The organism is Mesorhizobium sp. P2_D6 (genome assembly GCF_056404315.1).
The window spans coordinates 1-23,913 of sequence record NZ_JBFUEG010000027.1 but is presented as its reverse complement, the minus strand read 5'-3'; the positions used below and the strand labels follow the sequence as shown (position 1 = coordinate 23,913).

Below are 23,913 nucleotides of genomic sequence, written 5' to 3'. Positions count from 1 at the left end.
GTGCGCGCCGTAGCATCCGTTGTTCGATGAAACTTCGCGGCGTTTTTGGCCTGAACGTGCAGCGGCTTCGCAGAGAAAGAAAACTCTCGCAGGAGCAGTTGTCTTTCGTTTCGGGCCGCACGCGCGCCTATATCAGCAGCGTCGAGGCCGGGCGGCGCAACGCCACGCTGGATACAGTCGAGATTTTGGCCAAGGCGTTGAATGTCGAGCCACAAGAGTTGGTTTCAGCAAGCGCGGCAAATAAGCGAGCTATTCGGGTTACGAAACCGGCCGCTTCAAAGTCGACCGATTGAAGCCACACTCCCACAATGCATTGCTGACCAGATTTTCACTTATCTCTTCGTTGTGACACGTGATTGACTCCTTCAGTGTACATTCGATGCGTGTCCTATTGAAGATCGTGTCTAGACAGCCATAGGTTGTTCCGCGGGGTAGGGCCTGACTGTGGTTGAGGTCTGCCAATGGAGAACGAAACTGTTGTCGACCTTTTTGCGGCGATCACAAGGATCGATACTGCGCGGTCGGCCGATGCAATCCTTCAGGAGTTCCGCTTCGCCATGGAGCGCTATGGATTGCGTAATTTTCTGATCACCGGACTGCCTGTGCCGCACGGTACGGACTGGCAGCGTGAAATTCTTGCCGATGGCTGGTCTCCTGAATGGCATCGTCGCTACGTCACCGAGGAATATTTTTTGTACGATCCTTGTGTCGCCCAGTGTCGGCACTCGCCCCAGCCTTTCCGCTGGGGCGAGCTGCCGACCGCAAGGCTGGTTCCACGCGCGAAGCTCGTCATGCACGAGGCGGCCGAGTTCGGGATGAAAGAAGGCATCTGCGTCCCGATTCATCTTCCATTGGCCGGGCCAGGCGTCGTCACGATGGCAAGTGACCAGATCGAAGTTCCGGCAAGCGCCATGCCCCTTATCGAGACGCTTTGCGCGCATACCTTTCGAAGCCTCTCAGGGCTGGGAACACCGGGCGATGGCGATGAGCCCACGCCCTTGACGGCGCGTGAACGCGAACTCCTGGAGTGGAGCGCGCAAGGCAAATCCACCGATGACATCGCTTGTATCCTCGGTGTTACCAGGAACACGGTTGAAAGCCATCAGCGCAACATTCGAGCAAAGCTCGACGCGATCAATGTCGCGCACGCCATCGTCAAGGCGCTGCGACGGCAGGAAATCCAGATTTAGCAATACCTGAATACCGTCATACGTACGGCAAGTCCGTTTTCCTACGACCCTCCGCCTGGAGGCGTCATGGTTCGTATACATCTGGTCACTTGGGATAACAGGAAGCACTACAGGAAAGTACTGGAGCGCTACTTTCGGATACGGTACGAGATTTACGTCAAGCAGAGGCGTTGGCGCGCCGTCGCACGGCCCATCAACATCGAGATCGACGCCTTCGACAACGAGCATACGCTTTATGTTCTGGCGCTTGACACCAACGGCAAGATCATAGGCGGTTCCCGTCTCGTGCCGACGCTGGAGCCGCATCTCATGAGCGAGGTCTTCCCGGGTCTCGCCCGCGGCAGGCCTCCCAGAGCAGCTGAAATCTTCGAATGGACGCGTTTCTTCGTCGTTCCATCGCTTCGCACGCAAGGCGCCCCGTCGCCGATCGCTGGCTTGGTTCTTTGCGGTCTGCTCGAGACCGCGCAAAGCTTGGGGATTCGACAGATCAGCGTGGTGTGCGAGACATTCTGGCCAAAACGGCTGCGCGCGCTTGGCTGGACGCTGATCGAGCTCGGTGAAGTTCTCGAACATCCCGACGGCGACATCATCGCGCTGCTGATCGATGTCACGCCAGAGGCTGTTGAACAGACGCGCCGCGCCTACGGCATCGGCGGCGTCCTACTTGCCGACAAGATCTAGACTAGCCCATCGCCAGCTGAAGTTCGCCAGCCGGAGACCGCCAATTGATCGCGAATTGTAGAACTATTCGACGACCATTTTGGGCCGGAGAACGAACCCGCTGCGCGGGATGGGCGCGTGTGGTGAGGTAGAGATCACGAGCCGGACGTCGCGCTCGCATTGAGGGTGGTTCGGCAGCGGCAGAGCATCACGGGCTTCTTCAACAAGGAGCCTGACCATGCCCTATCCTGTTCTCGATGCACCGATCAGCCCCCTGCGTCAGCGGTTGATCGACGACATGACCCTGCGCCGGTTCAGCCAGGTGGCGATCGCCACGCGCAAGGCCCGCGCGAGAAAGCTGCACACCATGAGGCGGCCGGTCTCCCTGCTTTCCGGCCTGCTCACCTGCGGCGGCTGCGGCGGGCGCTATGGCCTGTTCACACGCGACCGTTACGCCTGCCTCAACCACCAGCGCCGCGGCATCTGCGACAATGGCACCATCACCCGCGAGAAGATCGAGCAGCGCGTCCTCGCAGGCCTAAAAGAAAGGCTCGTCTCGGCCGATGCCGTGGGCGAGGCAATCAGAGCCTATGCCCAGGAGACCAATCGCCTTAACCAGGAGCGTCGCGCGCAAGGCGAACAGGACCGCAAGGCGCTCGACAAGATCGAGCGCGCCATCGCCGGCATTATAACCGCGATCGAGGATGGCCTGTACCAACCTTCGATGAAAGCGAGAATGGAAGACCTGGAGAGGCAGAAGGCAGAGATCACCGCGCGTCGGGCAGTGGCGCCCACAGACGTGCCCGACCTGCATCCCAACATAGCCACTCTTTATAAGAAGAGGGTCGAACAGTTTACGCAATCGCTAGCCGACCACGAGGACGGACGCCAGGCCGCCGAGGCGTTGCGCTCATTGATAGGCGAGATCGTCCTCACGCCCGGCGTCAAGCGCGGCGAGGTCCATGCCGAGCTACGCGGCGAGTTGTTCGGCATCCTGGAATTCGCCAAACCCGACCAAAATCAAAAGTCCGACGATGTTATGACAAAAGGGGTTGCGGGTCCCCGCAACCAATTCTATCATAAATCAATTACCGTCCCGGTCTAACCGGGGCGGTTTTTTGCGTTTTGAAGACCACGCAATCGCTGCCGTTGTTGGCCTTCGCGTTTTCTTCCTGGTGCGCACGCCGTGCGTCCAGACGCCTGCTCAGCAGGAAGGCGAGTTGTTATCTTCGCGTGTAAATGTGCAGCATCATTGAAGAGCATCCCAACAAATGACGCGACAACGCTTACCGCTAATCTCCTCTGCTCTACAGGGTCGGATGGATAATTCCACAATCCGCCCTTCCAGGGCTTGAATACGCTGAAAACGGCGATCCCAAATCCGATCGCGAACGCAATAATGAGGAAGATGTTGTCACGAATGTAGCCCAGCACCTCTGTGCCCTTTCAAATTCCCGCTTATCGGAAAGCTTCCACCATTTCTACAGATTACAGGAAACAAGGCGGATGCACGATGACTGTAGGTCAAATCGGCCTCAACTCCGCAGGCGCCGCCGTCGCGCTCCCCTTGCGCTTGGCGGAATCGCCACGGGCGGCGCCACTGGTACCGGGCAAGACCGTCACCCTGCAGCGCCGAGCGACGTGCAGGCGGCCATCCTCGAACAGCTCTGCCCCCGTCAGCGGTATCGAGCCGAGCTGCAGACGGTCGGCAGCCAGCGCGTCGCCGAACCCAGTAGGTTGCATAGTGGTTTGAGATGGTAGAGGGACACGAACCCGAAACTAACCTTCTCTGAAATCTGGGTAATCAAGGTCCGCTTTTGGAACAGTCGAAGACCACGCTCGGGACGACCGCTTTGCGCCCAATCTCGGACGGTCGAGCAGGCTTGAGCTCTTCCTGAAAGCGGACGTATGTCGTTTCTTGTCTGCTCGATTTCCTGACCCGCGCGATTGGCTGGCCCAAAACTGAGGAGCAATTAATCGGCCAGTCCGGTGACCGCTATTGGCAGTTCTGGTAGTAGCAGCGACGGTCGGATAACGACGAGATGGTGTCGGAAAGGCCCCTACAGTTATCACATCCAGTCGGACCTGTTGCACCCTGGTGACGGTCTAAGCGTGCTTTGACGACAGATCCTAAGAAAACTACTAGTGGGTTTGTGTGCCGAGCATTCTTACGGGAACCGCTGGGGAGCAAAATGTGCGAATGGCAGACTCCGCTCTATACCCCGTTTGGGCTTTCGGTGACGGCGGAGGAAGTGGCTCGGGGCGTGGACCTTACCGGGCAGGTTGCATTGGTAACAGGTGGTTCTTCCGGGCTGGGCTTGGAGACTGTCAGAGTGCTTGCAGCATGCGGCGCTAGCATCAGCGTAACCGCGATTGACCCTATAGCCGCCCACGCCGCTTTAATGGGAATTGGCGGGGTAGAGGTGTGGCCTATAAACCTGATCAATCAAATCTCTATCAAGACCTTCGCCGCGGACTTTCTCGAGCGACACAGGCGGCTTGACCTTCTGGTCTTAAATGCGGGCGTGATGGCGAGGCCGCTGTTTCGCGACGGAGAAGGTCGCGAGGGTAACTTCGCCACAAACTACCTCGGACACTTTCGGCTGACGGCGCTACTGTGGCCAGCCTTACTTGCGGCTGGAAAATCTCGAGTGGTTGTTCTTTCGTCTCGAGCCCATCAGCTGTGCGATGTTAATCTCGACGATCTCGATTTTGTACGACGTCCGTACGATAAATGGACCGCCTATGGTCAATCAAAAACTGCGAACGCCCTTTTCGCAGTTGCGCTCGACAGGCGCGGACGCCATCACGGGGTCAGCGCTTTCTCCGTGCACCCCGGGATGATAATGACGCCCGGGATACGTCATCTGACCCGGTCCGAATTCGACGCAGTTGGTGCTGTCGCTTCAGACGGGTCCACCATAATCGATCCCGCGAGGGATTTGAAAACCGTGAAACAAGGCGCGGCGACGACAGTCTGGGCCGCCACCGCTCCGGTGTTGGACACGATAGGCGGGGTCTATTGCGAGAATTGTGACGTCGCACGCATAGAGCCCAATGAGGGATTTGGAGTGCGCCCGTATGCGATCGACCCCGAGATGGCTGAGAGGTTGTGGCGCGTGAGCGCAAGGTTGACTGGGCTGGACATCGCAAGAAACTAAGGCGCCGACCCTTGGAAGTCCGCGCGTAAGGGCAGTCAGGTATCAAGGCCGCCGAACTGGATGGACGCCCACTGACTGGGAGATCGGCTATTACTTCGAAGGTGAGTCGACCGCACCGTCGTCAGTAACCTGAATGGGAGACTCGATCTCCTTCCCAGCATCAATCTATACTCCGGAAGATAAGGCTCCGTTACCAGGGATGGGTAGGTATGCAAGAGCAAGCTTCCCCGAAGGCAACCGCGGCAGACGTGGCGCTCGCCTTTGGCTCATTCCTGCTCTATCCGGGGCGACATCTTCTGCTCAAAAACAATGAACCTGTCACGATCGGGTCCCGAGCGCTCGAACTACTCATCACGTTGACCGAGAGACCGGGAGAACTGGTAACGAAGGATCAATTGACCGCGCGAGCCTGGCCCAATGCCAGAGTGGAGGAGTCGAACCTTCGAGCGCAGATCGCATTGCTCCGCAGGGTGCTCGGTGAGGATCAAGCCGCTACGCGATACATCGTCGCCGTTCCATCAAGGGGCTATCGGTTCATTGCTCCTCTGACCCACTCTCGTGTTGAGCACGAGGCCGTGAATACAACGGCCCCGAACAACCTCCCAAAACAGCTGACTCGACCTATCGGACGTGAGGAAGCCATCAAGACCGTCGAAGGGCGGTTTCAAAGGTTCCGGCTGGTCACCATTGTCGGCCCAGGTGGCATAGGAAAGACGACCGTCGGCCTTCGCGTGGCAGAGCAATTGTTGTCATCACATGACGGCCATTGCTTCATCGACCTCGCCCCAATAACGAACCCCCAAATCGTCCCGTCAGTCCTAGCGTCACAGCTTCGCCTTCCGGAGACATCGGGTGATCCGACTGCGAGCCTCATAGGGCACCTTCGGGGGAAACGTTTGCTACTCGTGTTCGACAGTTGCGAACTCGTTCTCGAAGCAACCGCCCGTCTGGCGGAGACCTTGCTCCGCGAAGTGCCGGAGATCACCATTCTTGCCACCAGCCGCGAAGCCTTGCGGGTGGAGGGTGAAAGCGTCTACAGGCTCCCCCCTCTCGATACACCGCCGTCGGCGGTGGGTCTGACTGCTGCCTACGCGTTGGAGTTTCCCGCCATCCGTTTATTCGTCGAGCGGGCGACCGCTTCCGGAAGCGGGTATGCGTTCGACGACGATGAAGCGCCCGTGGTCACACACATATGCCGCCAGCTTGATGGAATCGCCCTTGCGATAGAGCTTGCCGCAGCGCGGGTGGAGGCATTTGGCACGCGCGGAATCGCCGAACTTCTCAACGATCGTCTGCGGTTGCTGACCGGTGGACGGCGCACTGCGCTTCCTCGCCATCAGACTTTGGCTGCAATGATTGACTGGAGCTACGGAGCGCTTTCAAAAGAGGAGCGGAAAGTGCTGCGTCGGCTCGCCATCTTCGCAGGCGACTTCGGACGGGAAGCTGCTGTTGCCATTGCAACCGAGACGACCTCCCGCGACCGCGACATACCAGGTTATCTTGCTGACCTCGTCGCCAAATCCCTGGTGGCCGTCGACGCTCAACGCAAGGACGCGCGATACCGTCTGCTTGACACAACGCGGGCATTCATTTTGGACAAAGTTCGGGAGGAAGGGGAACTCGACGCAGTCATTCGGCAACTGGCGACCTATCTGTGCGATGTCCTCCGACATTCGCAGGAGGAAGTGGAAACCCTGACGAGCGAAGAGTGGCTGTCGAGATATGGTTCCCACATCAACAACATACGCTTCGCCTTGGACTGGGCGTACTCGGATCATGGCGATCCAGAGGTTGGACTAGCGGTTACCGTCGCCGCCATTCCGATGTGGTATCAGCTTTCTCTGGTCGACGAATGCCTGACCAGCGTCCAGCGCGCGCTGCTGGGCATCGGTCCGGGAAAGCGAAGAAACGCGTATGCTCGTCAGATAATGCAGCTCTACAGAGCGCTGGGGCTCTCTCAAGCATTCAAAATCGGCTTCGCGCCACAAGCTCCGGCCGCTTTCACCAAGGCGTTGGAGATATCGGAGCAGTTGGGGGATGTCGACGCTCAAGCTGAGGCTCTTTGGGGCTTGTGGGTCGCACAAGTCGGCATGGGTGAGTACAGGCTGTCGCTGGGAAACGCCGAACGGTTCATGGCACTCGCCCAAAGCGAACTCGATCGGTTCATCGGTGACCGGATGCTCAGTATGACCCTATTTTGCATGGGTGACTTCCGTGGCGCCCGCCGTCACGCCGATCTGATGTTGGCCCACGATGTCTCTGCTGAAACCGCCTCCGCGACCTCAGTTCGTTTCAGATTCGGCCAATCGGTTTCGGCTCGAATCCAACCCGCCCAACTCCTTTGGATGCAGGGCCTTCCTGATCAGGCCGTCAAGGCGGTCAACACCGCCGTCGCAGCCGCGCGGGAATCGGGCCACGCAATCTCGTTGTGTGAAGCCCTGGCTCGCTGGTCATGCCCGGTTCTTGTTCATGTCGGCGACCTAGCGGCGGCAGATTCGGCTGTCACCGAGCTACTCCATTTGGCACAGACGAACGCGCTCGGACCATGGGAGGTGTTCGGTCGCTGCTGGAAGGCGGTGCTTCTGATCCAGCGAGGGCTTGCCGAGAGCGGCATTCCCCTTCTCCGAAAGGGGTTGGCTGAACTTCCTCAGGTGAAACTCTTCAACCTTTACACCGTCAGGTTTCTCGGCTTTCTGGCCGAGGGCCTGTCCTCCCTTGGCCAACACATCGAGGCCCGGTCGCTGGTGGAGTCGGCGATCAGCGCCAGCGAGGAGAAGGAGGAGCTCTGGTGCGTTGCAGAGCTCTATCGCCTGAAGGGGGATGTCCTTTTGCGCGGCGGCGAGGACCTCGGGAGCGTCCAACGATGCTATTTCCATTCGCTCGACGTGGCGGCTAGACAGGACGCGCTTTCCTGGGAGCTCCGGACGACAACGAGTTTGACGAAGTTGTTGCGTGACCGGGGAGATACCGATCGCGCGCTTACACGACTGGCCGCGGTCTACTATCGGTTCACTGAAGGCTTCGACACGGCCGACATGGTGGCGGCAAAGGCTCTTTTGGACGGGGTTTCCTGACCTTTCCGCGCGGTACCGCGCGTCAGTGGTCGCAGCCGTCACAAGATTTCACGACGATTCACTGGCTTGAAATCGCGCAGCTCTGCCATCCTGTGACAGTCGACGGATAGCCGTCGACACCGCAGTGAGGCAGACAGATGACTATGCCGAGAAAAATGGAGGCCCTCGTCCTAAACGAGACGAACTCCGACTTCGTTCGCACCAGCATGGACTCCCCAGCGCCCGCGGCGGGCGAGGTCCTTGTCCGCGTGAAGGCGAGCAGCGTCAACCCGCTCGATCTCAAGATCAAAAGCGGCCAAGCTCCGCATGCGAGGCATCCACTGCCCGCTGTTCTTGGTATGGACGTGGCCGGAATCGTCGAGGCTGTCGGCCCCGGGGTGACCGAATTCAAGGCGCAGGACGAGGTCTTCGGCATGACGGGCGGCGTGGGCGGTCTCCAGGGTTCGCTCGCGACCTTCGTTACCGTCGACGCAAATTTGCTAGCTCCCAAGCCTGCCAACATGACCATGCGAGAAGCGGCCGCGTTGCCGCTGGTCTTTATCACCGCCTGGGAAGGTCTGGTGGATCGCGCCCAAGTCCAGGCTCGGCAGAGGGTGTTGGTACTCGGTGCCGGAGGCGTCGGTCACATTGCCATCCAGATCGCACGCGCTTTCGGCGCCGAGGTCTTCGCCGTGGACAAGGCTGCCAGGCACCGCGAGATCGAGGAGCTCTGTGCCACCGCAATCGACCGCCATCAGACGACGGTCGAAGAATACGTCAAAGATCATACGGGCGGGCGGGGCTTCGACATTGTTTACGACACCGTGGGCGGCGCCGGTATCGACGCCGCGTTCAACGCTGTGGCCCGCTTCGGCCATGTCGTCAGCTGCCTGGGATGGGGAACCCACTCGCTCGGTCCCCTCTCGTTCCGAGCCGCAAGCTACTCCGGCGTCTTCACGCTCCTGCCGATCCTGACCGGGGAAGGCCGCGCCCATCACGGGCAAATCCTGCGAGAGGCGAAGCGGCTCGCGGAAGCAGGAAAGATCACACCTCTCGTCGATCCCCGCCGCTTCAGTTTCGAGACCATTGCGGAAGCATATGCCGAAATCGAAAACCGAACTGCCAACGGGAAGATCGTGATCGACGTCACCGACTAAGGCGACCCTTCAAGCTCTAATCAAAGGAAACGCGTCATGCCATTCGTTAATGTGAAACTGGTCGACGGCGTGTTCACGCCGGAAGAGAAACATGCCATGGCGAAGGCCCTGACCGACGTCATGGTAAAGTTCGAGGGATCGGAGGCCTTCCGCGAAGTGGTATGGGTCCTTATCGAGGAGCTTCATACCGACGGCTGGCATATCGGCGGCAGGCCCTTTGAAGGGCCCAAGTCGTTGATGACAACTCTTTCGAAATCCAAAGAGATCGTCGAAATGATCGATGGCACGCCTACCACCCGGAAAGAGTGGGCCTCGGCAGCGCCAGTTCTCGGCTGATCGCTTCGCAATCTCTACACGGTCGAAACGGGAGCATCCGGACAGCATAGTCCCGAGCCTTCAGTGAAGCCGTGTCCAGCCCGATAAGGGGAAGAGAAATGGATACGAGCACGTCCACGACAATGCCCACGGCGACAAGACGGGAAGTCCTTATCGGGACGGGAGCCGTCGCTCTTGCCACGACGCTGCCTTTGGCGACCAGGGCGTCTGCGAACTCAACCAATCCAACCGTGGAAGATGGGAGTGAGATTATGAACAGCATCAAAATGAAAGACGGCGCGCAGATTTTCTACAAGGACTGGGGAGCGGGTCAGCCGATCGTGTTCCATCACGGGTGGCCGCTGAGCGGCGATGATTGGGATAACCAGATGCTGTTCTTCCTCGGCAAGGGCTTCCGCGTCATCGCTCACGACCGGAGGGGCCATGGTCGCTCAAGCCAGACCTCCGACGGCAACGACATGGATACCTACGCGGCGGACGTCGCCGCACTCGCCGAGGCGCTCGACCTTCGCGATGCGATCCATATTGGCCATTCGACCGGGGGCGGCGAGGTCACCAGGTACGTCGCCCGGCACGGTAAAGGCAGGGTCGCCAAAGCAGTGCTCATCTCTGCGATTCCTCCCGTGATGGTCAAGTCGGCCAGGAACCCTGGTGGACTCCCGATCGAGGTTTTCGACGGCTACCGCGCCGCCTTGGCGGCTAACCGAGCGCAACTCTATCTCGATATCGCCAGCGGACCATTCTACGGCTTCAACCGCCCAGGCGCCGTGATCTCCGAAGGCACGATCCGCAACTGGTGGCGCCAAGGGATGATGGGCGGTGCGAACGCGCACTACGAGTGCATCAAGGTGTTCTCGGAAACCGATTTCACCGAGGACCTGAAGATCATCGACGTTCCCGTCCTGATAATGCACGGAAGCGACGATCAGGTCGTGCCCATCGCCGACTCTGCCGAACTCTCGGTCAAGCTGCTCAAGAACGGAAAACTCAAAGTCTATGATGGCTACCCGCATGGAATGTTCACCACGCATGCCGATGTGATCAACGCGGACCTGCTCGCCTTTATCAAGGCGTAACCACTTGGGCAGGTCGAAAGGCCTGCCCAAGCGGTTTCCTCAAGTCAATTCAAAAGCAGTCGGCCCACCTGAGGTCGGCTGCGGAAAGGTATGTCATGATAACCGAACACATGCTTTCCCGGCGTGGATTTTGCCTTTGCTGCATAGGCGCTGCCACCTTCGCGGCGACCGGTGGTTGGATGAGCCCGCGCGCAGCCTATGCCGAGGCGCGCGGGCTTGTGAGCCTCATCAAGGACAGCGCCGCCAAAGCAGACATTGCCACTCACAAGCTGAGGAATAACATCACCATCCTCGAAGGCTCTGGCGGCAATGTCGCGGCCCTAGGCGGCAAGGACGGCCTCGTCATGGTTGACGCGGGCATCAGCGTATCGCGCCCCCAAATGACGAAGGCGCTCGCAGCCATCTCCGCCGAACCCGTGACCCATCTGATCAACACCCACTGGCATTTCGATCACGCGGACGGCAACCCCTGGATCGGTTCTGGCGGCGCCAAGATCATCGCGCACGAGAATACCCTAAAGCACCTGTCGCAGGTGCAGCGGGTCGAGGACTGGGACTACAATTTCCTGCCGCTGGAGCAGAGCGGGGTCCCCAAGCACGTCTTCTCAAAGGAGCATTCGCTCAAGCTGAGCGGCCAGTCGGTAGCCATGAAATATTATGGCCCGGCGCATACCGACGGCGACATCTCGGTCATGTTCGGCGAGGCGGACGTCCTGCATGTCGGCGACACCTACTGGAATGGTATCTATCCCTTCATCGACTATTCGACGGGCGGCGGCATTGACGGGATGATCGCGGCTTCGGATGCGAATCTGGCCGCGTCGACCAACAACACGATCATCATTCCAGGCCACGGAAACCCCGTGAGCAATCGAGCGGAGCTCCAGGAATTCCGCGACATGCTTGTCGCCGTGCGCGAGAAGGTCGCGGCGCTCAAGCATCAAGGGCGATCGAGAGACGAGACAGTCGCCGCCAAGCCCACGGGGTCGTTCGATGCCAAGTGGGGGAATTTCGTCATCGATCCAAGCTTCTTCACGCGGCTGGTCTACGAGGGCGTCTAGTACGAGCCTTCGTCTATCTTCCGATTTCTTCTGGCGCTTCCTCCCAACGCACACGCCGTCGGGACGCCCTTAGGGGCGTCCCCCGAACTGAACCTTAYAGAATTCCGAACCCTAGGAGACAGCCATGCTGGAAGCAAAAAGTGCTCTTTTCATTGATATCCCGGTCGAACTAAATGAAGTGAAGTCTGTTCACAGCATCGGGGACCTTCAGTTCGAAGGCGACCTGCCAGCAGCGCTGTTCCATCTTCAACTGATCACCACGGACATCGCGAATTGGAAGGCGACATCGGACGTGATCGTGGTCTTCCACACCAATGCGGGTCACGTCACGCTCAGTGACGCAGCCTATAATGCGTCGCGCAACATTGCCACCGGCAACCCATACAAGAAGCTGGTTGCCGACCTCATCGACAAGGGCGCCAAGGTCGAACTTTGCGGTGCGACCGCGAAGGTTAACGGCTGGGGAAACGCCGATCTTCTCCCCCGCATCAAGGTCAATCTCGACGCCATGGCCCGCACGATCCAGCTTGTGCAACAGGGCTTCGTCAAGATCACAGAGTGACGGTCGGTTCACCGATCGAATCTCTCATTGGGAGCAAAGGAGACCGCCATGCCGAACCATGCACCGATCAGAGTTGGCATCATCGGCGTGCACCCCGACCGCGGCTGGGCCTCGACCGCCCATGTGCCTGCGTTGAGAGATTTCCCGCAGTTCAGCCTTTCTGTCGTGAGCCATCATCGAATTGAAACTGCGCGGGCGTCAGCCGAGAAGTTCGGTTTCCAGCGCGCGGTCTCGTCGACGGAGGAGCTTGTGAACCACCCTGATGTCGATCTGGTGGTCGTCACGGTGAGGGTTCCGGAACACCTTCGAGTGGTAACTGCGGCGCTGGAAGCGGGAAAGTCGGTGTTTTCCGAATGGCCACTTGGAATGAACTTGCGTGATGCGGAGACGATGAACTCGCTCGCCGTCGAAAAACGCGTCTCAACAATGATCGGCCTTCAGACCCGCGCGAATCCGACCGTCCGGCAAATGCGTGAGCTCATCAGGCAGGGCTATCTAGGCGAAGTGCTCTCTTGCTCGATCATTGGCTCGGGGATCACTTGGGGGGAAGAGCTGGAAGAGGCCTTTCGATATACCTTGGACCCGTCGAAGGGCGCAAGCATGCTGCACGTGCCGTTTGCCCATACTATCGATGCCTTACTGTTCGCATTGGACGACAACTTCCACAGCGTGTCGGGGACACTGGTCAATCGTCGCACCACGATTAGGATGACGGAGAGCCAGGAAATCGTTCCGCTCGACGTCGCCGACCAGATCGCCTTCAGTGGGAAGCTCACGTCAGGCGGCCTGGTGACAAGCCATTTCCGCGGCGGACTGTCGCGAGCTACCAATTTCCGTGTGGAGATCAACGGTAGCAGGGGTGACCTGTTGCTGACGAGTCCTGTCGGCTACGTGGGCCTGGGGGGATTCAAGCTTATGGGGGCACAAGCAGGCGAGTCCCTTCATCATATCTCCGCACCGGGTGAATTCGACGCCGGCGAAAACGTCCTGACGGGCAACGTCAGAAACCTCTACGATTTCTTCGCTTCCGACATGACTTCCGGCACGCGTCGGGGGCCGACGTTTGGAGACGCCGTCACACTGCATCGTCTAATCGACGCGATCGAGCAAAGCGGGGGAGTCGCGCGCGATGTCTGAGACGACGCAAGCGCTGGTGGTGTGTGCGCCCGGCGGATCTGAGTTCTAGCGGTTCGCGAGATAACAAGACCTCAGTCGAGAGATCCTCGGACGAGCTTTGTCTGGTTCCGCGCGACCGGCTTGAAGGCTGTCTGGATGCCGGCCGAAGCAGTTGGATGAGGGTTCTTGAATGTGTGTATTTATTTCGGCGGCGCTATCACACCCTGTACGACCAAAATCGGGTCGCCAGCGGAATGGCCGCTTCAGACAATTTCGGCCTGATTTCGGACGGCCAGCTTCCGGCCCCTGAGCCGTAGTGTCCTGCCACGTTTCACTCTCGGCCAATCACGGCCGAGGAGAACTCACATGGGCTATTCTCAATTCGATGATGCCAGCCGCGAGCGCGCAGCTTGGAACGCTGGAAAAAAGGTAGGCGCCAAGCGTCCATTCACCCAGAAGCAAATCTGGGCCATCCGCTTCCTCCTTGATCGCGAGAGACGCATCCGGGACCGAGCCCTGTTCGATCTCGCGATCGACAGCAAGCTTCGGGGCTGCGACCTAGTCAAGATCAGAATTCGCGATGTGGTGGCCGGGCCGGAGATCAGAACTCGCGCGATCGTTGTTCAGCAAAAGACAGGTCGGCCTGTCCAATTCGAGATCACCAGTGACGTGAGAGCCAGCCTTCTGGCCTGGCTCGAACGACGTGGGGGCTCGGTCGAGGACTATGCGTTCCCGAGCCGGGTCGATCATTCATGCCACATGAGCACAAGGCAGTACGCGCGGTTGGTCGACCAATGGGTGACCGCGATCGGTCTGCGTTCGGAGGAGTACGGAACACACTCGCTCCGACGGACGAAGGCGTCGATGATCTACAAGGCGACGGGAAACATCCGCGCTCTCCAGATACTGCTCGGACATTCCAAGATTGAGAACACGGTCCGATCTGGGGGTCGACGTGGAGGACGCGCTGCTCTTGGCAGAACGGACCGAAATCTGACGTTGGGCGGTCATCCGGCGCGACGCGGATGAACGCTTCAACGGGTTATCAATCTCAACGGCCCCGACCACCATGGGGTGGAAAGCGGTCAGTCCGGTGGAGAGGTGCTAGTGACCGCTTCGTGTCACATAAAGACCTGTAGAAAGTGACCAAGAAAATTCCTGTCATTCGGGCAGACCCGCATCCTCGAGCCAAGCCATAATTCGCTGCAGGCGCTCGGGATCGCGATAGAACTGTGCGGCGGCAACACCAGAGCGAGTCATCTCCGGATGCTTGCCAAGCAGGAAGCTGATGTGACCGCGGGCGGCGTCGAGCCGGCCAGTGGCGGCAGCGGTGATTGCCGATAAGATGTAGGCAAAAGGCTCGTGTGGCTCGCGCGCCAGGTAGAGCGCAGCATCGGACCGCGCTTGTTCCAGATCGCCCTGCCAGAGATCGGCCCAGGCGAGGTAGTAGATAGCCCAGTTGATGGCGTATGGGCTGAGTCGCCGCGAGGTTTTCAGGGTTGCTATGGCCCCCTGAAAATCGCCGCTATAGACCTGTGTCATGCCGAATGCGGCCGCGCAGTAGGCGTCGCTCGGCGCCAGTTCGCCCGCGCGGCGGTGGAATTCAAGGGCTTCATCGTGGCGCCGCTCCATCAGCGCAGCATTTCCCTTGTAGTGCAGAACTGCGCCGGTTTCGCCTACAAGGTCCTCCGCACGCTGAAGGGCCGCCTTTGCCAGCCCAAGAGAGATCGCCGGATCGGGGGTGAAGCCAAGCCGCGCATCCAACCAATGGGTGTGCGCCAGCATAACGAAGGCGAGCGCATAGTTTGCATCGTGATGTACGGCTCGTTCGTAGAAGAATCGTGCTTGGATATTGTCGAGCTTTGTGAACTTCAGTATTGCGGTCTGGCCCTGCAGGAAGGCTTCCCACGCCTCCAAGTTGCGGGTCCCTTCGGCCGCGATCCGCGCTGTGTCGCCTTCGGTCAAGTTAACCTGGAGTGCAACGGTGACGGCTTTGGTGATTTCGTCTTGAAGTTCGAAAAAGTCGGTGAGCTCCCGGTCATAGCGCTCGGCCCAAACATGCCCACCCGACGCGCCATCGATCAGCTGAGCCGTTACGCGAATTCTGTTCCCTGCGCGCCTCACACTCCCCTCAAGGATAAAGCGTACCCCCAGATCGCGTGCCACATCCTGAACCCGCACAGTTCGGCCCTTGAACATGAGGGTCGAGTTCCGAGCAATGACCAGCAGATCGCGCAGTCGCGACAGTTGGGTGATGAGGTCCGCGACGATTCCATCGGCGAAGTAGTCCTGCTCAGGATCGCCCGACAGGTTGGCAAACGGCAGCACGGCGATCGAAGGCTTCTCAGGTGTCGAAGTGGTCGTCGCCGTAACCGTCACTGCCGGCGTGTTTGTGACCCGATAGATGCGGACCGGTTCGGCGATGTTCTTGAGAACCCGAGGACCAAGATCGTCAAACGAAAGCGCGAGCTTACTTCGAACTTGCCGGTAAGCGTCTTCTGAGATCCAAACGCCGCCGGGATCGGCAAGGGCTTCCAACCGCGCCGCAATATTCACGCCGTCCCCGTAGAGATCATCGCCGTCGACTACGACGTCGCCCAGGTTGACTCCAATGCGCAGCACGATCTGGAGACCGTCCGACTGGTTAGCATTTCCGGCAGCCATGCGTTCTTGCAGCCGTGCGGCGCACTCGACTGCGTCCACAGCGCTGGCAAACTCAATGAGAGCACCATCACCTATTAGCTTGATGATCCGGCCACCGTGATTGGCGACCGTCGGTTCGAGAACGGTTTTCCGTCGATCCTTCAGTATCGCTAACGTGCCGGCTTCGTCCTGCTGCATCATGCGGCTATAGCCGACCACATCGGCGGCCAGGATGGCGGCAAGGCGACGTTGAGCGCGTTGTTCAGCCATACTGTGCGATGGCCCCCAAGGCAGGAACTATGCGTAATTGTATTGCGACGCCGCGGACATGTCCATCTGGCCGGATTTGTCGTGGGCCAAGAGGGCGGGTTGCCCACCGCCCTGACCACCAAAGGTAAGATTTTTCGACGCTGCTGCCTAAGACCTGGCAGTCGGCTTGCCGCCCACGGCCTTTTTAGTGGAACGACTGCTCGCGGGAAATGGTGCAACCAGCCTCTATGGCGGGAAGGGGGCGCTGAGCCGCTGTTGAAGCGGCGGCGCGTCGATGTCCCCAATGGGGTCGGGCGAAGAACGGCAGCTTACCGCTGGGCGATCCCCGAAACCGGACAGTCAGGAAGCGGCCCAAAGGCTGCCGGGCCGCAATGCGCCTATGGCACTCATTCCTACAGTCCCGTCCATTCGTCAAAACTGGACATGGCTGTTGCAGAGGTCACACGCTGCTTTGTGCCATGAGTCGTCATTAAACGCTTGGACGAGCCGCGTGACTTAGGATCGGCCAACCAAAACCCCAACCCTCCCGGCCACCAGTGCGCTGAACCGAGTGGACTCTGTCAAATGGGCGTTCTTCAATCGCGATCCGCTACCTTTGTGGAGCCGCGGTCGTCTCGTCCTGCTGGGCGACGTCTGCCATCCGATGAAGCCTCATATGGCGCAGGGTGCAGGCATGGCGATCGAGGACGCAGCAATGCTGGCCCGATGCCTGACTGAAACCGAAAGGCGGCTGAATAGGAGAGAACGCCATGGTCACTATTGAATCCCCCACAGGGCGGCGGCGGGACGCAAGGCGAGCCGTACCGTCCGTCGCATTTTGGCGCTTCTACACGGAACCGCTGCTGCCGCTCTGTGGCTACCGCGCTTTTGGGCACAACGAAGGCAGCTCGCTTTCCTCGCGTCGATGAGCACACGCGAGCTTCAGGACATCGGCCTGAACACCTGCGACATTGCCAACGCCCTCGCGCAGCCAAATGACCAGGATCCGACAGTGTACCTGGCAATTGTCGCCCGCGAGCGCAGGTTGGGCAGGCAGGCTTAGGGCATTGGTCAAAGACTTGAACGTCCAACCGCCTCGGACAAGTCTGCCATAGTACCCGGATCTGGGGCGGCGAAGAGCCGGTTCCTGCGCTGGCGCTTCCGTTGTCGTCACTCCGTTCCGATCTGTATCGCAAGAGCAGAACCGCAATCACCTGAGGCGCTGGATCGCCTTGTCAATGCGAAGCGAGTTGGCTTCGGTGACTGCCGACATCGATGTCGAACTGGCACGCCACGTCCTTGAGCAACTCGGCAACCGCTTGAACCGCGCTGCATAAGGGCAGATAGTGACGCCAGGTGTTATCTTTTCTGCTATGACCGCCAGCAAGTCGTAGGACAACGACAGATCCGGTGTGCGGAGCAGTCTCATGCACGTTATCGATTCTCACTTGCACTTTCAGGACCGCGTCCGCTATCCGCTGTCGTTCCCGCCGGCGGTAGGAGATAGGCTCGATCGCGACTTCACACCCGAAGACCTCCGTCCGTCGCTGGTTGAGTGCGGCATAGACAAGACCATCCTCGTCCAGTTGCACAACGATATCGACGAGACCGAAGACTATCTCGACATCGGCAATAATGTCGACTTCATCGTTGGCGTCGTAGGCTGGGTGCCACTCGCCGATCCCAAACAATGCGCGAAGGCGCTGGATCGACTTGCCGTCCGTGGCAAGTTGGTCGGCATCCGCCATCTAATTTCGTATGAGCCTGATCCCGAATGGATTCTGCGGCCGCAGGTTCTGGAATCGCTGGGGCTGCTCGCCGCTGCGGGTGGTCTTTGAGGCAATACCGATCACTGAAGCGCAGTTCGGGTCGGTGGTGGAGGCAGCTCGGCGGGTGCCCAATCTGAAGGTGGTCCTCAACCATATGGGAAACCCGCCCGTTTCCAGCGACGGCTGGGACCCGTGGGCCACCCAGATAACGCGGGCATCGTACTTACCCAACATGTCAGTGAAGCTCTCAGTCGGCCTCGCAGTAGCCGTGCGCTGGTCTTGGTCTACAGAAGCGTTGCGAAAATATGCCGAGCACGTCATCCATCGGTTCACGCCGAACCGCGTTATGGCCGGTAGTAACTGGCCAGTCATATTGCTCTGCGCGAGCGCGTCCGATGCCTGGCGTGGAATTGAGGCCTTGGTTGCCGGCCTTTCGGAAACGGATCGGCATGCCATTATGGGAGCAACGGCCCAACGCATCTACGCTTTAGGCGCGCCAAATTTCGATCCGCGTTGACGCCTTTCGACGTCCGAGTTGGGTCAGAAACCGGATCGGCTGGCGGGCCGCTCGTGCTGATATCATATGCTATCTAACTGACGGCGTGATCACCGGTGTTGCGGGAGTATTTCGGCTGGGAAATGTGGTGACTAGTCGCTTCTAGCGAGCGCAATAGCCCAGCCTTCGGTTTGGTTGCTGATGGTGCAATACTAATTCAGTTCACGGATGTGGCCGCGCGCCGGGTGTCAGCAGACGGCATGCCAGGCTTAACTTTACGAGCGGTTCCTTCGGCGCGGCCAATTTCTGTCAAACGCAGTTTATAGTGCCAGGTCGACGCTCTGTTTGAACTTGGTCTTGTTGAAATAATAAAGACTATAGATGTCAGAGATTGCGCACCTGCGCCGTGTTGCGAGGCCGCTTCCCCGCTGTGCCAGCCGAAACGCGCGCGGGGTGGCAGACGCCAATAGAGAAAGCCCGGCGCGAGCGTGCAAACCGGGCTTTCCTTTGGACAGTGCCGCTTCTACTGGAGACAGGCCGGCGACACGTCGACGAAGGCTATTTCTTCTTCGGACCACCGCCGGGAGGGCCGACGTGAATGTGGTTCTTGTCGCCCCAGCCATGGCCAGGGCGTGATCCACTCGATTTTGCAATCGCCTTCCATCCTCTGACGCCGGGGCAACGGCGGTAGACGCCTTTGGTAAGCAGGCTATAATTTAGCAATATCTGAAATGCCTGTGACAACCTATCCTCATGGATCACCCTGAATACGACCTAATCATTGTTGGTGGCGGTCTTGCAGGCGCTTCGCTGGCCATTGCCCTTGCCAGTCGCGGCGCCAGGATCCTCATTGTTGAACAGCAGGAGCCTTTCAGGGATCGTATCCGTGGCGAAGTTCTCATGCCCTGGGGAAGCCTCGAGGCCAAGCGCCTTGGCATATACGATCTCCTCCTCGAGGGCTGCGCCATCGAGGCAGGTTATTATTCGAGATTCAGGAGCGGCGCATCGCCCGCAGTTCGGGATCTGCTCGCGACGACTCCAGAGGCCACCTGCTGCATGACCTTTTCACATCCAGCGATGCAAGAGGTTCTGCTGGCGCATGCCGAGGCCCTTGGGACAGCGGTTCGGCGCGGGGAAGCCGCTGCTAGTGTTACATTCGGGGAGGTGCCACGGGTTCATATCGGCGATGAGACCAAAGGGGTCTCTGCCCGCCTGGTCGTTCTGGCTGACGGCCGAGATTCGCGACTGCGTTCGCTTCTCGGCTTCGAGGTGCGGCATGACCCGGAGCAGCTCATCACGGCAGGCATGATTCTTGAAGGCGACGTCGACTGTTCGGAGCTTCTCGCCGGCAACGCTCCATCATCGGGAAGCACAATCAATCTCTTTTATGATCCCAGGGGCGGACGAATGGTGATCGCGATGCGCATTGCGCCCGGGCGCAACCGCATCTACCTAGTCCACCACAAGGATGTTTTGCCTAAGCGTCTATCAGGCCGACACTCGGTCGATGAAATGGTCCGGCAGCTTCAGGCGGTGGGCGCCCCAGCCCACTGGTTTGACCGAGCTCGGCAGGCGGGTCCATTTGCGAGCTTTGACGGGTCACATCGCTGGGTCGACAATCCCTATCGTGACGGCGTGGTTCTCATCGGCGATGCTGCAGCCGCTACTGATCCAGCGTGGGGTCGTGGGCTGTCGAGGACGCTTCGGGATGTCCGGTTGCTGAGGGATCGGTTGCTACAGAGTTCTGATTGGCATTCGGAAGCACATGCTTACGCCAGGGACCATGATGATTTTTACGGCCGGATGCGGCGGCTGGAAGCAATGGAAACGGCTTTGCTGTTCGAACGCGGCGATGCCGCCGACCGGCGGCGCGAGCATGCGTTTGCACTCTTCGCCCAGGATCCGACACGTATTCCGGATGTCACCGGTTTGGGGCCAGAGGCACCGTCAGACGATCGGGCGCGTGCGCGCTTTTTCGGTGAAGACTGAGATTGCGACGGTTTTGCCTGGGAGGTGACGGGATCCCCCACGCCGGACCACGCGCCATTCGTCAGCGCCTCGTTGTCTGACTGAAAGTCCAAAGCCCCTGTTGGATTGCGCCGCCGGGCCTTCGGTTAAGTTCGATCCAGGTTGCACTTGCCAAGCGATTTTTCAAACTAGGACGCCCGATCGATCTGGAACCTCCCGGAAAGTGCGTTCACGCCGGAAAACCGGCGTTTCTGAAGCCTGACATGAAAAGCTTGAGGCCGACTTGGTCGGCGAACGGGAAACCTGAAAACAGCCGGAGACTCAGGTCGTGTTTCCTCGTCAGTGCTTCCACGACCTCAGCGCGCGCCTTCTGCGTCTCGCCCAAATGTGCGTACGCCGCTGCGAGGAAGGCATGAATGAAGAATTGGTCGCCGGCCTTCTGATACGAACCGACGGCTTCCGAGTACCTTCCAATCAGGAAGAGCGAGCTGCCCTTCACCTCCGAGAACCATACCGGAGGTAACGGGTCGCGCAGGAGCGCAGTTTCGAGCACGTTCAGCGCCGTCTCGGCCTGTCCGCCGTAGTTGAGCCAGCTTGCGTAGTCCCCCGCTATGTTCACGTCCAGCGGGTTCAACGAGCGCGCTTGCTCGAAATGCACTCCCGCATCGCGATGCTGGCGCATGTGCGTAAGCACAAGCCCCATGCTCTGGTGACAGACGCCATCGCTCCTGTCGAGAGCGAGCGCCGTTCGTGCCGAGTCCCAGGCCTCCTTGTGAGGCTCCAGCAGCAGAACGGACCGCAGTTCGCGACCTGTCGGGGTAAGTGGGATTACACCAACCGCACAAAGGGTCTGGGCGCCACGCCTGCTGGCGCTGGCGTGGCCCCGTCGAGGTCGTCAACTTGTCGACCATCGCGATGATGGCTAGTAGCTATAGGATCCTCGTCACCAGCGTGTCCAAACGGGAATTCTCACGGTAAGCCAGTCGCACCAAGACGGCACCTAAGACGCCAATGAGGGCGCCGCCGATCACGTCGGTGACATAGTGGGTGCCGACATAAATTCTCGACCAGCAAATCAGGAATGCCAGAAAGGAAAGTGCTACCGTCCGGCGAGGCAGAGCTTGCATCGCGAAGGCCGCAACGATCGCGACGCTTGCAGTCGCGTGGTCTGACGGAAACGACCAGTCGGCGCTGGGTGCGATCAACAGATGCGTCACGCCAGCATCGTAGGGTCGTATCCTATGCACGAACAGAAGAATGAACTGGTTGATCGCCAGACCGAGCAGGAACGCCAGACCGGCCGATAAGGCCGCGTGACGAACGTGGTAGCGGTCGACCATCATCCTCCATTGCAGAGCCACAGCCAACACCATGAGCGGAACGCCGATTTGCGAGACCCCGACCATTGCCCTGTCAAGCACGGGGTGGAGCCCAGCTGCGCCGTTGATCCAGTGAGTGAGAGTTGCATCCATTCGTTCTTGCTTCCGTTACGGTGGATCGCGAGGTGACCAATGAGAGCAGTCGACGAACGCCGCATCCATCAGATTTTTGAAGTCAGCGTCTGGCTCAAGGGCGCGCATGCCTTGATCGAATGTCTCGGCGGGGTCCTGCTCTATTTCGTAACCACGAACACCATTGCCTCGTGGGTCAATGCCCTTACCCAAGACGAGTTGATCGAAGATCCAAACGATTTCATAGCCGGCCATCTGTCGCAGATGGCAAGCCATTTTTCCATCGCCAGCAAGGAGTTCTACGCCTTCTACCTGCTCAGCCACGGCCTGATAAAGCTACTCTTGGTGATAGGCCTTTTGCGAGGCAAGCTGTGGGCGTATCCGGCCTCTCTCGTCGCGCTTGGCGCATTCATGGTCTACCAAGTCTACCGGTTTTCCTATACCCACTCACCGGGCCTGCTCGTCCTGACCGTCTTCGACGCGGTCGTCATGGTGTTGATCTGGCACGAGTGGGCGATAATGCTGCGGCACAAGCCAGCTTAGCGACGGATTACCCTGCTCAATGCGCTGGACCGCAGACCAGCACAGAATGGCCCAGGCGGAACCGACACACCAACCTGCAAGAACGTCGGTGGGGTAATGGACGCCGAGATAGACCCTGCTCAAGCCGACCATGATGGTAAGAAACACTGCAAGCGAAACGAAATACGCCTTGACACGGGGATCGGGGTTAGCCTTGGCCAGCAACGCACCAAGGGTTAGGAAAGTGACAGCGGAAAGCATGGCGTGTCCGCTCGGAAAGCTCGCTGTAAAGACCCTTGTGGTGTGTATAAGATCGGGCCTTGGGCGATCGAAGGCGATTTTCAAGAGGATGCTAATGGCTTCCCCGCCAGCCACAGCGGCCGCAACAAGCACAGCGTATCTCCGCTTTCCTGCCATCAGCAGGTAGCCCACTGCTGCCACCGACACGAACCCCAGGAAGGCAAAACTGCCAAGAGACGTAACGTCGCGCCCCATTTCCTCCAACCAGAGTGGACCGATCGGGTTGGTGGGGTCGCCGGCGCTACGGAAGGCCATAAGCACCGCCCGATCGAAACCGCTGGTGTCTCCCTCAATAACTTCCTCCGCTAGAAGACCGAAGCCAAGGACCAGAGCGGCCGCCAGAAGCAGCGACGCCATCATCCACATAGCGTCGACGCGAAAGCCGTGCAGAAACCGGTTGGGAAAAGAGGGGGACTTGATCGCCATACACACAAGCTACTGTAGGCGCGAAGCGCGTCAATCACTCACGACCTTTCTACGCAATGGGTGAAGCCGGGGCTGATCGGGGCGCGTAAAGCACTTGCGCGGCGAGGAAGACTTGAGGCATGCATCGCTGCAGGATTTTCGCGAGGATGACAAATAGCAGGGCCCGAAACCGGGCAGGTTCGGGGACGCGTCTACGGTGTGGCAGAAATCACGCGAACGAACCAAGTCTCAAGTGTTGCATGAATGAGACAGTAAATTTAGCGAACACTGATACATTTAGGTGCTCGGACTTTTAGCGTGGGATAACGATGCGCAGCCTTTCATTTGCAATTGCAGGTATTTTCGCGATGCTGGCTGGGTCGGCGAATGCCGCAGATGCAATCGGCGATGCTCAGCCCGAAAGCATCAATTGGTCGGGAGCCTATCTCGGCGCCGTGGCCGGGTGGGGCTGGAGCAGCGATCCCTACCGTTTCTTTGGCAGCACCGTTGAYGTCGATTCAGACGGCTTTGTCGGCGGTCTGACCGCTGGTTACAATTGGCAGGCGGGGCAGATCGTTTTCGGCGTCGAAGGTGACGTGTCTTACGCCAATATTCACGGCAGCGTCCTCAAGGTTCCGTTTGTACCGCCTTGCGGGATCGAGGGCTGTTCGGCGGACATCGATTGGTATGGCACAGGCCGTGCGCGCGTCGGCTATGCCTTCGAGAACTTTCACTTTC

General features: G+C 59.3%; 24 protein-coding genes and 2 pseudogenes. 20 read left to right on the top strand and 6 right to left on the bottom strand.

All coding sequences use genetic code 11. The annotated features are described in order from the left end of the window. Positions 1-26: 26 nt before the first annotated feature. The 4 genes from AC1D1L_RS31140 to AC1D1L_RS31125 all read left to right on the top strand — a co-directional run bounded on the left by AC1D1L_RS31140 (position 27) and on the right by AC1D1L_RS31125 (position 2,955). Complete coding sequence (locus AC1D1L_RS31140) at positions 27-293, top strand: helix-turn-helix domain-containing protein (protein WP_477345231.1); 267 nt, start codon at positions 27-29, stop codon at positions 291-293. A gap of 168 nt (positions 294-461) precedes the next feature. After that, positions 462-1,190, top strand: coding sequence for a LuxR family transcriptional regulator (locus tag AC1D1L_RS31135; RefSeq protein WP_477345229.1), 729 nt, complete (start codon positions 462-464; stop codon positions 1,188-1,190). Between the two features lie 66 nt (positions 1,191-1,256). Beyond that, on the top strand, positions 1,257-1,871 hold the full coding sequence (locus AC1D1L_RS31130; protein WP_477345227.1) for an acyl-homoserine-lactone synthase: 615 nt from the start codon (positions 1,257-1,259) through the stop codon (positions 1,869-1,871). A gap of 217 nt (positions 1,872-2,088) precedes the next feature. After that, on the top strand, positions 2,089-2,955 hold the full coding sequence (locus AC1D1L_RS31125) for a recombinase zinc beta ribbon domain-containing protein (RefSeq protein ID WP_477345226.1): 867 nt from the start codon (positions 2,089-2,091) through the stop codon (positions 2,953-2,955). On the opposite strand, the gene AC1D1L_RS31120 is transcribed toward AC1D1L_RS31125, so the two are convergent. Continuing rightward, complete coding sequence (locus AC1D1L_RS31120; RefSeq protein ID WP_477345224.1) at positions 2,952-3,284, bottom strand: hypothetical protein; 333 nt, start codon at positions 3,282-3,284, stop codon at positions 2,952-2,954. The genes AC1D1L_RS31125 and AC1D1L_RS31120 overlap by 4 nt on opposite strands. A 90-nt stretch (positions 3,285-3,374) precedes the next feature. Beyond that, entirely contained in the window at positions 3,375-3,593 is a 219-nt protein-coding gene (locus AC1D1L_RS31115; protein WP_477345223.1) for a hypothetical protein, read from the bottom strand. 449 nt (positions 3,594-4,042) lie between these two features. Between AC1D1L_RS31115 and AC1D1L_RS31110 the strand changes: the two genes are divergently transcribed. The 9 genes and pseudogenes from AC1D1L_RS31110 (at position 4,043) to AC1D1L_RS31070 (ending at position 14,369) form a co-directional block, all read left to right on the top strand. Next, positions 4,043-5,011, top strand: coding sequence for an SDR family NAD(P)-dependent oxidoreductase (locus tag AC1D1L_RS31110; RefSeq protein ID WP_477345221.1), 969 nt, complete (start codon positions 4,043-4,045; stop codon positions 5,009-5,011). Between the two features lie 209 nt (positions 5,012-5,220). Continuing rightward, a complete protein-coding gene (locus AC1D1L_RS31105) occupies positions 5,221-8,085 on the top strand; it encodes an ATP-binding protein (RefSeq protein ID WP_477345219.1) in 2,865 nt (954 codons plus the stop codon). 137 nt (positions 8,086-8,222) lie between these two features. Further along, positions 8,223-9,221, top strand: a complete 999-nt coding sequence (locus AC1D1L_RS31100) for a zinc-dependent alcohol dehydrogenase family protein (RefSeq protein ID WP_477345218.1) — start codon at positions 8,223-8,225, stop codon at positions 9,219-9,221. 36 nt (positions 9,222-9,257) lie between these two features. Further along, positions 9,258-9,557 (top strand): tautomerase family protein, encoded by a 300-nt coding sequence (locus tag AC1D1L_RS31095; RefSeq protein WP_477345216.1) that lies wholly within the window; start codon positions 9,258-9,260, stop codon positions 9,555-9,557. Between the two features lie 251 nt (positions 9,558-9,808). Next, positions 9,809-10,633, top strand: coding sequence for an alpha/beta fold hydrolase (locus tag AC1D1L_RS31090; RefSeq protein WP_477345214.1), 825 nt, complete (start codon positions 9,809-9,811; stop codon positions 10,631-10,633). A 95-nt stretch (positions 10,634-10,728) separates the two neighbouring features. Next, positions 10,729-11,694: an MBL fold metallo-hydrolase gene (locus AC1D1L_RS31085; RefSeq protein WP_477345212.1), complete on the top strand. Its 966-nt coding sequence runs from the start codon at positions 10,729-10,731 to the stop codon at positions 11,692-11,694. Positions 11,695-11,818: 124 nt separating this feature from the next. Continuing rightward, positions 11,819-12,256 carry a DsrE family protein gene (locus AC1D1L_RS31080; protein WP_477345210.1) on the top strand — a complete coding sequence of 146 codons (438 nt, stop codon included), beginning with the start codon at positions 11,819-11,821 and terminating at the stop codon, positions 12,254-12,256. Positions 12,257-12,304: 48 nt separating this feature from the next. Then, the gene (locus tag AC1D1L_RS31075) at positions 12,305-13,393 is read left to right on the top strand and encodes a Gfo/Idh/MocA family protein (RefSeq protein ID WP_477345208.1); all 1,089 of its coding nucleotides are present in this window, start codon (positions 12,305-12,307) and stop codon (positions 13,391-13,393) included. Between the two features lie 345 nt (positions 13,394-13,738). Next, positions 13,739-14,369: pseudogene (locus tag AC1D1L_RS31070) on the top strand (tyrosine-type recombinase/integrase). Positions 14,370-14,533: 164 nt separating this feature from the next. Here AC1D1L_RS31070 and AC1D1L_RS31065 read toward each other — a convergent pair. After that, positions 14,534-16,285, bottom strand: a complete 1,752-nt coding sequence (locus tag AC1D1L_RS31065) for an adenylate/guanylate cyclase domain-containing protein (protein ID WP_477345206.1) — start codon at positions 16,283-16,285, stop codon at positions 14,534-14,536. A 562-nt stretch (positions 16,286-16,847) separates the two neighbouring features. On the opposite strand from AC1D1L_RS31065, the pseudogene AC1D1L_RS31060 reads away from it, so the two are divergent. From AC1D1L_RS31060 to AC1D1L_RS31040, 5 genes and pseudogenes are all read left to right on the top strand, one after another. Further along, a pseudogene (locus AC1D1L_RS31060) lies at positions 16,848-17,006 on the top strand (FAD-dependent monooxygenase); the annotation flags it as partial. A 96-nt stretch (positions 17,007-17,102) separates the two neighbouring features. Continuing rightward, complete coding sequence (locus AC1D1L_RS31055) at positions 17,103-17,327, top strand: YjiS-like domain-containing protein (RefSeq protein ID WP_477345204.1); 225 nt, start codon at positions 17,103-17,105, stop codon at positions 17,325-17,327. 364 nt (positions 17,328-17,691) lie between these two features. Beyond that, positions 17,692-18,102 carry an amidohydrolase family protein gene (locus AC1D1L_RS31050; protein WP_477345203.1) on the top strand — a complete coding sequence of 137 codons (411 nt, stop codon included), beginning with the start codon at positions 17,692-17,694 and terminating at the stop codon, positions 18,100-18,102. Continuing rightward, a complete protein-coding gene (locus AC1D1L_RS31045) occupies positions 18,023-18,550 on the top strand; it encodes an amidohydrolase family protein (RefSeq protein WP_477345201.1) in 528 nt (175 codons plus the stop codon). The genes AC1D1L_RS31050 and AC1D1L_RS31045 overlap by 80 nt, the downstream gene beginning before the upstream one ends. A gap of 732 nt (positions 18,551-19,282) precedes the next feature. After that, positions 19,283-20,518 carry an FAD-dependent oxidoreductase gene (locus tag AC1D1L_RS31040; RefSeq protein WP_477345199.1) on the top strand — a complete coding sequence of 412 codons (1,236 nt, stop codon included), beginning with the start codon at positions 19,283-19,285 and terminating at the stop codon, positions 20,516-20,518. 208 nt (positions 20,519-20,726) lie between these two features. Here the strand turns inward: AC1D1L_RS31040 and AC1D1L_RS31035 are convergent, their stop codons facing one another. Both AC1D1L_RS31035 and AC1D1L_RS31030 read right to left on the bottom strand, forming a co-directional pair. Continuing rightward, positions 20,727-21,179 carry a tetratricopeptide repeat protein gene (locus AC1D1L_RS31035; RefSeq protein WP_477345197.1) on the bottom strand — a complete coding sequence of 151 codons (453 nt, stop codon included), beginning with the start codon at positions 21,177-21,179 and terminating at the stop codon, positions 20,727-20,729. A gap of 247 nt (positions 21,180-21,426) precedes the next feature. After that, positions 21,427-21,969 carry a phosphatase PAP2 family protein gene (locus tag AC1D1L_RS31030; RefSeq protein WP_477345195.1) on the bottom strand — a complete coding sequence of 181 codons (543 nt, stop codon included), beginning with the start codon at positions 21,967-21,969 and terminating at the stop codon, positions 21,427-21,429. Between the two features lie 39 nt (positions 21,970-22,008). Between AC1D1L_RS31030 and AC1D1L_RS31025 the strand changes: the two genes are divergently transcribed. Next, on the top strand, positions 22,009-22,491 hold the full coding sequence (locus AC1D1L_RS31025; protein ID WP_477345193.1) for a DUF2127 domain-containing protein: 483 nt from the start codon (positions 22,009-22,011) through the stop codon (positions 22,489-22,491). On the opposite strand, the gene AC1D1L_RS31020 is transcribed toward AC1D1L_RS31025, so the two are convergent. Then, positions 22,396-23,196 carry a phosphatase PAP2 family protein gene (locus AC1D1L_RS31020; protein ID WP_477345191.1) on the bottom strand — a complete coding sequence of 267 codons (801 nt, stop codon included), beginning with the start codon at positions 23,194-23,196 and terminating at the stop codon, positions 22,396-22,398. The genes AC1D1L_RS31025 and AC1D1L_RS31020 overlap by 96 nt on opposite strands. Before the next feature lie 308 nt (positions 23,197-23,504). On the opposite strand from AC1D1L_RS31020, the gene AC1D1L_RS31015 reads away from it, so the two are divergent. Next, positions 23,505-23,913 (top strand): outer membrane protein (locus tag AC1D1L_RS31015; protein WP_477345189.1); only part of this gene is annotated, 409 nt, incomplete at its 3' end.

Bases quoted from the DNA above. Each gene is read 5' to 3' on its own strand.
- AC1D1L_RS31100 (WP_477345218.1), top strand. From the start codon at position 8,223: ATGACTATGCCGAGAAAAATGGAGGCCCTCGTCCTAAACGAGACGAAC.
- AC1D1L_RS31105 (WP_477345219.1), top strand. From the start codon at position 5,221: ATGCAAGAGCAAGCTTCCCCGAAGGCAACCGCGGCAGACGTGGCGCTC.
- AC1D1L_RS31035 (WP_477345197.1), bottom strand. From the start codon at position 21,179: ATGCGCCAGCATCGCGATGCGGGAGTGCATTTCGAGCAAGCGCGCTCG.
- AC1D1L_RS31025 (WP_477345193.1), top strand. From the start codon at position 22,009: ATGAGAGCAGTCGACGAACGCCGCATCCATCAGATTTTTGAAGTCAGC.
- AC1D1L_RS31065 (WP_477345206.1), bottom strand. From the start codon at position 16,285: ATGGCTGAACAACGCGCTCAACGTCGCCTTGCCGCCATCCTGGCCGCC.
- AC1D1L_RS31040 (WP_477345199.1), top strand. From the start codon at position 19,283: ATGGATCACCCTGAATACGACCTAATCATTGTTGGTGGCGGTCTTGCA.
- AC1D1L_RS31125 (WP_477345226.1), top strand. From the start codon at position 2,089: ATGCCCTATCCTGTTCTCGATGCACCGATCAGCCCCCTGCGTCAGCGG.
- AC1D1L_RS31045 (WP_477345201.1), top strand. From the start codon at position 18,023: ATGAGCCTGATCCCGAATGGATTCTGCGGCCGCAGGTTCTGGAATCGC.
- AC1D1L_RS31030 (WP_477345195.1), bottom strand. From the start codon at position 21,969: ATGGATGCAACTCTCACTCACTGGATCAACGGCGCAGCTGGGCTCCAC.
- AC1D1L_RS31095 (WP_477345216.1), top strand. From the start codon at position 9,258: ATGCCATTCGTTAATGTGAAACTGGTCGACGGCGTGTTCACGCCGGAA.
- AC1D1L_RS31020 (WP_477345191.1), bottom strand. From the start codon at position 23,196: ATGGCGATCAAGTCCCCCTCTTTTCCCAACCGGTTTCTGCACGGCTTT.
- AC1D1L_RS31090 (WP_477345214.1), top strand. From the start codon at position 9,809: ATGAACAGCATCAAAATGAAAGACGGCGCGCAGATTTTCTACAAGGAC.
- AC1D1L_RS31140 (WP_477345231.1), top strand. From the start codon at position 27: ATGAAACTTCGCGGCGTTTTTGGCCTGAACGTGCAGCGGCTTCGCAGA.
- AC1D1L_RS31050 (WP_477345203.1), top strand. From the start codon at position 17,692: ATGCACGTTATCGATTCTCACTTGCACTTTCAGGACCGCGTCCGCTAT.
- AC1D1L_RS31080 (WP_477345210.1), top strand. From the start codon at position 11,819: ATGCTGGAAGCAAAAAGTGCTCTTTTCATTGATATCCCGGTCGAACTA.
- AC1D1L_RS31135 (WP_477345229.1), top strand. From the start codon at position 462: ATGGAGAACGAAACTGTTGTCGACCTTTTTGCGGCGATCACAAGGATC.
- AC1D1L_RS31075 (WP_477345208.1), top strand. From the start codon at position 12,305: ATGCCGAACCATGCACCGATCAGAGTTGGCATCATCGGCGTGCACCCC.
- AC1D1L_RS31115 (WP_477345223.1), bottom strand. From the start codon at position 3,593: ATGCAACCTACTGGGTTCGGCGACGCGCTGGCTGCCGACCGTCTGCAG.
- AC1D1L_RS31110 (WP_477345221.1), top strand. From the start codon at position 4,043: ATGTGCGAATGGCAGACTCCGCTCTATACCCCGTTTGGGCTTTCGGTG.
- AC1D1L_RS31130 (WP_477345227.1), top strand. From the start codon at position 1,257: ATGGTTCGTATACATCTGGTCACTTGGGATAACAGGAAGCACTACAGG.
- AC1D1L_RS31085 (WP_477345212.1), top strand. From the start codon at position 10,729: ATGATAACCGAACACATGCTTTCCCGGCGTGGATTTTGCCTTTGCTGC.